Raw genomic sequence first — 6,602 nt, 5'->3', positions numbered from 1 at the left:
ACGGAACACCGTCCGCAACACCTCATGCCGCCCCACCACCACCGACAACGCCCCACCCAACGCACCCACGTCCAACCCACCCCGCACCCGCACCGCGAACGGCACGTTGTACGCCGCACTCCCCGGCGACAACTGGTCCACCAGCCAAAGCCGTTGCTGCGCGAAGGAGAGCGGCAGCGGCTTGCTCCGGTCCGCGCGCGCGATGCCGTCGGACTCCGGCCGGGTGTGCTTCATCAGCTGCTGCAGGGCGGCCCGCAGGCCGGCGGAGTTGGCGTCAGTCGGCATGGCGGGGTGCCTTCTCCTCGGTCGGGTGTGCCACGGGGCGGTGCCTGTCCATGTCCGCGGCGAGTGCTTGATGGGTGCCGACGTCGCTGCCGCGGAACCAGCAGTCGACCTTGTCGCGCAGTTCGGCGGGCTGGTCCTGGGAGAGCTTGAAGATGCTGTCCACGGCCTCCAGTTCGATCTCGAAGGCGCCCACGCCGGGCACGATCCTCTCGAAGTAGGCCAGCGAGCTCGCCATGTCCCACCCCTGCCCGAACCGGCCTTCGAGGGCGGTCACGGTGCGCTTCACGACCTTCAGCGCGGGTTCGCCCGGGCCGAGGAGCCGGATCCTGCCGCGGACGTGCACGGCGGAGAAGTTCCAGGTGGGCGCCGCCGGATCGACGTCGTACACGGTCGGCGAGATGTAGCCGTGCGGGCCCTGGAACACCACCAGTGCGCGGTCCCCGTCGGCGAGCGCGGTGTACTGCGGGTTCAGCACGTTGAGGTGGCCGTACATCCTGACCCCGACGAGGTCGGTCAGCCCGGTGAGGTCGTCGTCCGAGACGAACACCACGGGGATGTGCGAGGCCACCGGTACGTCGTCCCTGGTCGTGACGAAGCAGGCCAGGGGGTTCGCCCGGATCAGGTCGACGACGGGCTCGACCTCGTGGACGGCGAAGTCTCGGGGTACGTACATGCGGATTCCTCGTTCCGGGCGGGCCACCGGGGCAGCACACAGCGATGACCGCCGGAAGGCGTCCGGCGGGCGAGTTCGGCGGGAGTCGGGGCAGCGCACGGCGCTCGCTGCCGGAAGGTGCCGACGAGCGAGGTCAGTGGGCGCGGATCAGCGGAGAAGGCCGGCGCCGGTCACGCGTTCGTATCGACGAGGCTGTTCCAGAACAGCAGGTCGTACGTGCGCAGGAAGCGGGCGTACTGCCGCGCGGTGTCGGGCACCCAGCCCGTGGACAGCCGCTGGTCCAGGATGCCGAGGCCCTGTTCCTCCAGTTGCGCGTTGGGGGCGCTGAGGCCGTCCAGGAACGCGCAGGCCGCGTCGTCGAGGCCGTGGTGCTTGCGCAGGGCGCCGGCGAGCGTGCCGAAGTACCCGCTCCAGGCGGGGAAGTTGGCCAGCAGCGCGGCGACGACGTCGGCGGGGTCGGCGTTCAGCGCGAGCCAGGCGGTGTAGGCGGGGTAGGCCTGACACAGCGGCATCGGCCGGTGGGCACGGCGGTCCTCCTCGTCCACGCCGAGGGCGGCGGACAGGGTGGTGAGCCCGGCCAGGCCCATGGCCTCGCCGAAGGCCAGCCCCATGAAGAACTGCCGGGTGTCCGGTGCGGTGGAGCGTCCGGCGAGGGAGAGGTAGCTGCCCCAGTCGCTGGTGAAGATCAGGTGTTCCTCGTTGGCGTACCTGCGCAGGGCGTCCTGGGGCGCGCGCCCGGCGGCGACCAGCTCCACGAAGGTGTTGTCCCCTGCGGCGGGCGCCAGTTCACGGCGCATGCCGTCGAGTAAGTGCTGTGCCGAATCGGCCATGATCGATGTTCCCCCGTGCCTGAGACGTGCGGGTGGGGCCGCACGGTTCGAAGTGGGTCAGGTCCTCGCAGCGGCGGTGGCGCCGTCCCGGACGGGCAGCGAACTCATGCCGCGCACCACCCGGGTGGGTCGGCGTTCCGCCCCTTCGGCCAGGCGCAGATCGGGGAACTTGCGCAGCAGCACCCGCAGGGTGGCCGCGGCCTCGATCCGGGCCAGGCCCGCCCCGACGCACAGATGGATGCCGTCACCGAAGGTCAGGTGTTCACGGCTGTTCTTCCGGCGGAGGTCGAACTCCTGGGCGTTGTCCCCGAAGACCTTGGGATCGCGATTGGCCCCGCCGACGACCACGAACACGGGCGAGTCCTCGGGGATGTCGACGCCGGCCAGGGTCACCGGTTCGGTGGTGACCCGCAGCAGGTACTGGACCGGGGCGTCCCAGCGCAGGACTTCCTCGACGGCGTTGGGCACCAGCTCCGGGTCGTCGATGAGCTGCTTCCTGATCCCGGGGTCGTCCAGCACGGTGAGGACGCAGTTGCCGATCAGGTTCACCGTGGTCTCGAAGCCGGCTCCGAGCAGGACACCGCAGGTGGCGATCATGTCGTGCCAGGTCAGCGGCTCGCCCTCGGGTTCGGCCTGCACCATGAAGGACACCAGGTCGTTGCCCGGTTCACGCCGGCGCAGTTCGATCAGGCCGCCGAAGAACTCCTGCATCTCGATGAGCATCTGCCGGAAGGTCTTCAGGTCCCGCATGGTGCGGATGCCGTCGACCGAGGTGCCGATGATGCCGCCCCACTCACGGAAGCGCTCGAAGTCCTCTTCGCCGATGCCGAAGAACGCGGCGATCACCCGGATCGGCACGCGCACGGCGAGGTCGTTGACGGCGTCCCACTCGTCCTGGCCCGCCAGGTCGTCGAGCAGCTCTTCGAGCATGGTCTCGATGGTCGCGGTGCGCTCCCGGATCGCCCGGGGCGAGAACCACGGCGCGACCATGCGTCGCAGCCGGGTGTGGTCCGGGGGGTCCATGGAGAGGAAGGAGTCGTCCATCGGCACGATGAGACGCTCGCCCCGGTCGTCGTACACCGTGGTGTCGATCGGCTTCGCCTTCGCGACCGCGAAGGAGCCGAAACGGGCGCTGTCGCGGAGAATCATCGACGCCAGTTCGTGATCGCACGTGGCGAATGCGCCGATATTTCCGCGAATGAGAGCACCCTTTTCCCTGATGCTCTCATATATTAAGTAAGGGTCCCTCTCGGGACGCCGCGCGATCAGCTGTGCGACAGGATCCCCCGACATCATGAGAATCCGAAGCATGATTCGCGACATTAACATTTTGGATGTTGACGTTGCCATTTCTTGCTTCGCCATAGCGTCATCCTGACACTCTGACGACCAACCGTCAAGTGACTTAGATCACAGTTGCCCCTTGATCGAGTGCGGATTACTCTCATCGAACCCGCCCGGACTTCGAATCGAGCCCGCCCCGTCCGCCCGAAACGACCGAATGGGCCGGCTTCACCATTCCCCCACCAAGCCGCCCGATTACCCGGTCGACCCCCACCCCGGGTGCCGCGTCCGCGCTTTTCGCGGCCACGGATCCGGCAGAGCGTTTCGGCACCCGTGGATCCGACGCCGCGAGAGGCGGCGGGAGTTCTGCGGCCGAGCGCCCCGGCCACCCCGACCGACCGGTCCGCGCAGCCCACCCGGCGACCGCCGGCACCACGGACCGGAGCGCCCATCTCCCCCGCCCGGGCGGGCGGTAAACGTCTCCTCGCCCATGTCACGATGGCTCGATCCGGCCACCGGGGCCTTGGCCCCGCCGCACCCGGACACCCCGGTCGTGCCGCACCCGGGCCGCCACGACCGGTGCGACGACCGCCGGCCGGAATCCGTTACAGCGCCGACCGGCACCCGTGAGCGACGAATTCCGGGCATTCACCGACGGATCGACGGCGCTATTCGGCCACGGCAATCGGGGCGACCACCGCCGTCGATGTCGTGAAACGCCCGAAGGCACCTTGGAATCACCTTTTCGGCCTTCTTCACCGATGGTCGGCACTCGACCTCCGCCAGGCCATCCAGAAATCTTCACCCGGCTACCGGAGGGAGCTCACCGAGGAATCGGGGAAAGCCCACGAAGCGACGCGGCGAGCCCCGGCGACGCGAAAATCAGGGTGGCTGCCAGGCCGCTCCTACCAATGCGCCCGCAGGACGACAGCGGGCTCTTTTCGGCCACGCCGGGAGCTGTTTCGGACTTCCCGTCACGACCCTCCCGGCGAGTCCGGGCCACGGCCGGGCCGGGCAGTTCCACGGGGCCGGTCGCGGCATTCCACCGGGATGCCCCGGCCGTACCGATCCGGACGGCCACGCCCCTTTCGGCGGGAATGCGACACAGCTCCGCGACGGCACTCCCGGAGGCGGGCCGGCGCGCGCCACGACGGCGGTGCGGCCCCGCCGGTGCGCCGGGCCCTAGGACCGGCCGGCGGCGTGCTCCGCGAGGAAGGCGCCGGCGTGTGCGGCGGCCTCCTCCTTGGTCGGGTACCAGGTGTCGCCCCCGGCGGTGCCGTGCGCGCCGTCCGCACCCTCACCCGTCCAGCTCCAGCCGCCGGACTCGGGGTCCTGCACCAGTTCGGCCGTCCCGCCGAACAGCTTCAGCCCCGCGCCGGGCTGCGCCGCCGTGGGGCGGGTGACCGCTTCGGGCCACTTCTTGCGCGCGCCCTGCCGGGTGATGCCCCAGACGGCCCCCAGCTGCTCGTAGCTCGCGCCGTAGGAACCGGCGGTGCCGGCCGCGATCGCCGTCAGTCGCTTGACCTCCGCGTCCACCACCTTCCAGGCGGCAAGGACGGACAGGGTCACGTCGACCGGGTCCGCCTCCCACATCCGCTCCTCGGGCAGCCCCGAGGTCCGGGAGCGGATGGCCGAGGCGAGCGGGTTGAGGGCGTCGAGGAGAGCCTTGTCCAGCTCGGTCTGCTCTTCGAGGGTGATCTCAGTCGAAGTCATGCGACAACCATAGTTCCCACAGAAGAGTCTGGCAACTTTAGTTTCCGAGCCTTGCCGGCCGGGGGCAGGGCGGCCGGCTCCACCGGCGAGCACGCGACCCGACCCACCCGACAGGCCGCGAACGGGTGAAGCATGTCACGGCTACGCCCCGTCCCCCGGTGGGGCGCGGGCGGGTAGGTTCCTGCGTCCGAGGGGAAGAGACTCCCCCTCGGACGCAGAGCCCGCCGTGAAGAGTTCCTCCGACGAGAGAGGCACGAGTGATGTCTGCACAGGACGCCACGCACCACCCCCCGCTGCGCATCGGTGTGGTGGCCGAGTCGGCCGCCGGGGAGACCCGCGTCGCCGCGACACCGTCGACGGTGCGCGGACTGCTCGCCCTCGGCTACGAGGTCACCGTCGAATCGGGGGCCGGCGCGGCCTCCGGCTTCACCGACGAGGCCTACACCGGGACCGGCGCACACCTCGGGGACGCGTGGACGGCCGACGTCGTCCTGAAGGTCAACGCCCCGTCGACCGCCGAGATCACCCGACTGAGTGACGGCGCGACCCTGGTCGGTCTGCTCGCCCCGGCCCAGCGGCCCGACCTGCTGGAGGCGCTGTCCTCGCGCCCGCTCACCGCGCTCGCGCTGGACGCGGTGCCGCGGATCTCCCGCGCGCAGTCGATGGACGTGCTCAGCTCGATGGCGAACATCGCCGGCTACCGGGCCGTGATCGAGGCCGCCCATGTGTTCGGCCGCTTCTTCACCGGCCAGGTGACGGCCGCGGGCAAGGTCCCGCCGGCGAAGGTCCTGGTGGCCGGTGCCGGCGTGGCCGGGCTCGCCGCCATCGGCGCCGCCTCCAGCCTGGGGGCGATCGTCCGCGCGACCGACCCCCGGCCGGAAGTCGCCGACCAGGTCAAGTCATTGGGCGGCGAGTACCTCGCCGTGCAGGTCGCGCAGGAGGCGGGCACCGACGGCTACGCCAAGGCGACCTCCGCCGACTACGACCGCGCCGCGGCCGAGCTCTACCACGAGCAGGCCGAGGACGTGGACATCGTCATCACCACCGCGCTGATCCCCGGGCGGCCGGCCCCGCGGCTGCTCACCGCCGAGGACGTGGCGGCGATGAAGCCCGGGAGCGTCGTCGTCGACATGGCCGCCGCCCAGGGCGGCAACGTCGAGGGGACGGTGGCGGGCCGCACGGTGGTCACCGCCAACGGCGTCACCATCATCGGGTACACCGACCTCGCGTCCCGGCTGCCCGCCCAGGCGTCACAGCTGTTCGGGACCAACCTGGTCAACCTGCTCACCTTGCTGACGCCGGGCAAGGACGGGCGGTTGGTCGTCGACTTCGACGACGTGGTCCAGCGCGCGGTGACCGTGGTCCGGGCGGGCGAGATCACCTGGCCACCGCCCCCGGTGGCCGTCTCGGCCGCTCCCGCCGCACAGCCCGCGGCCGCCCCGGCGGCTCCGGCGCCGAAACCGCCCCGGCTCACTCCGGCGGCCCGGTTCGGCCTGATCGGGCTCGGGATGCTGGCGACGTTCCTGCTGATCGCCGTCGCCCCGGCCCAGCTCGCGGAGAACTTCACGGTGTTCGCGCTGGCGGTGGTGATCGGCTACTACGTCATCGGGAAGGTCCACCACGCCCTGCACACCCCGTTGATGTCGGTGACCAACGCGATCTCCGGGATCGTCGTGGTCGGCGCCCTGCTGCAGATCGGGCACGGGGGTGTGCTGGTCACCGTGCTGGCCTTCGTGGCCGTCCTGCTGACGAGCGTGAACATCTTCGGCGGCTTCGCCGTCACCCGCCGCATGCTGTCCATGTTCTCGAAAGGCTGA

The 6,602-nt window shown here is 70.6% G+C and carries 6 protein-coding genes; 1 reads left to right on the top strand and 5 read right to left on the bottom strand.

Going from position 1 to position 6,602, the window contains the following annotated elements; all coding sequences use genetic code 11:
* The 5 genes from AB0J08_RS21305 to AB0J08_RS21285 all read right to left on the bottom strand — a co-directional run.
* Window positions 1–285: condensation domain-containing protein (locus AB0J08_RS21305; protein WP_360636252.1), on the bottom strand; the 285-nt coding region annotated here is incomplete at its 3' end.
* A complete protein-coding gene (locus AB0J08_RS21300) occupies window positions 275–958 on the bottom strand; it encodes an FMN-binding negative transcriptional regulator (RefSeq protein WP_360636249.1) in 684 nt (227 codons plus the stop codon). The genes AB0J08_RS21305 and AB0J08_RS21300, both read right to left, overlap by 11 nt.
* Before the next feature lie 170 nt (window positions 959–1,128).
* Window positions 1,129–1,788 (bottom strand): transcriptional regulator, encoded by a 660-nt coding sequence (locus AB0J08_RS21295; RefSeq protein ID WP_360636246.1) that lies wholly within the window; start codon window positions 1,786–1,788, stop codon window positions 1,129–1,131.
* 57 nt (window positions 1,789–1,845) lie between these two features.
* Window positions 1,846–2,937 carry a cytochrome P450 gene (locus AB0J08_RS21290; RefSeq protein ID WP_360636244.1) on the bottom strand — a complete coding sequence of 364 codons (1,092 nt, stop codon included), beginning with the start codon at window positions 2,935–2,937 and terminating at the stop codon, window positions 1,846–1,848.
* Window positions 2,938–4,254: 1,317 nt separating this feature from the next.
* Window positions 4,255–4,785, bottom strand: a complete 531-nt coding sequence (locus tag AB0J08_RS21285; protein ID WP_360636241.1) for a hypothetical protein — start codon at window positions 4,783–4,785, stop codon at window positions 4,255–4,257.
* A 260-nt stretch (window positions 4,786–5,045) separates the two neighbouring features.
* On the opposite strand from AB0J08_RS21285, the gene AB0J08_RS21280 reads away from it, so the two are divergent.
* On the top strand, window positions 5,046–6,602 hold the full coding sequence (locus AB0J08_RS21280) for a Re/Si-specific NAD(P)(+) transhydrogenase subunit alpha (protein ID WP_360636238.1): 1,557 nt from the start codon (window positions 5,046–5,048) through the stop codon (window positions 6,600–6,602).

The sequence above is a fragment of the Kitasatospora sp. NPDC050463 genome (assembly GCF_040655255.1).
In the GTDB taxonomy this organism is placed as follows: domain Bacteria; phylum Actinomycetota; class Actinomycetes; order Streptomycetales; family Streptomycetaceae; genus Kitasatospora.
Note: the sequence above shows the minus strand (reverse complement) of the source record. Positions and strands in the feature narration are given on the sequence as shown.

Excerpts from the sequence above, each read along its gene's own strand:
- AB0J08_RS21300 (WP_360636249.1), bottom strand. The coding sequence starts at position 958 with ATGTACGTACCCCGAGACTTCGCCGTCCACGAGGTCGAGCCCGTCGTC.
- AB0J08_RS21285 (WP_360636241.1), bottom strand. The coding sequence starts at position 4,785 with ATGACTTCGACTGAGATCACCCTCGAAGAGCAGACCGAGCTGGACAAG.
- AB0J08_RS21290 (WP_360636244.1), bottom strand. The coding sequence starts at position 2,937 with ATGATTCTCCGCGACAGCGCCCGTTTCGGCTCCTTCGCGGTCGCGAAG.
- AB0J08_RS21280 (WP_360636238.1), top strand. The coding sequence starts at position 5,046 with ATGTCTGCACAGGACGCCACGCACCACCCCCCGCTGCGCATCGGTGTG.
- AB0J08_RS21295 (WP_360636246.1), bottom strand. The coding sequence starts at position 1,788 with ATGGCCGATTCGGCACAGCACTTACTCGACGGCATGCGCCGTGAACTG.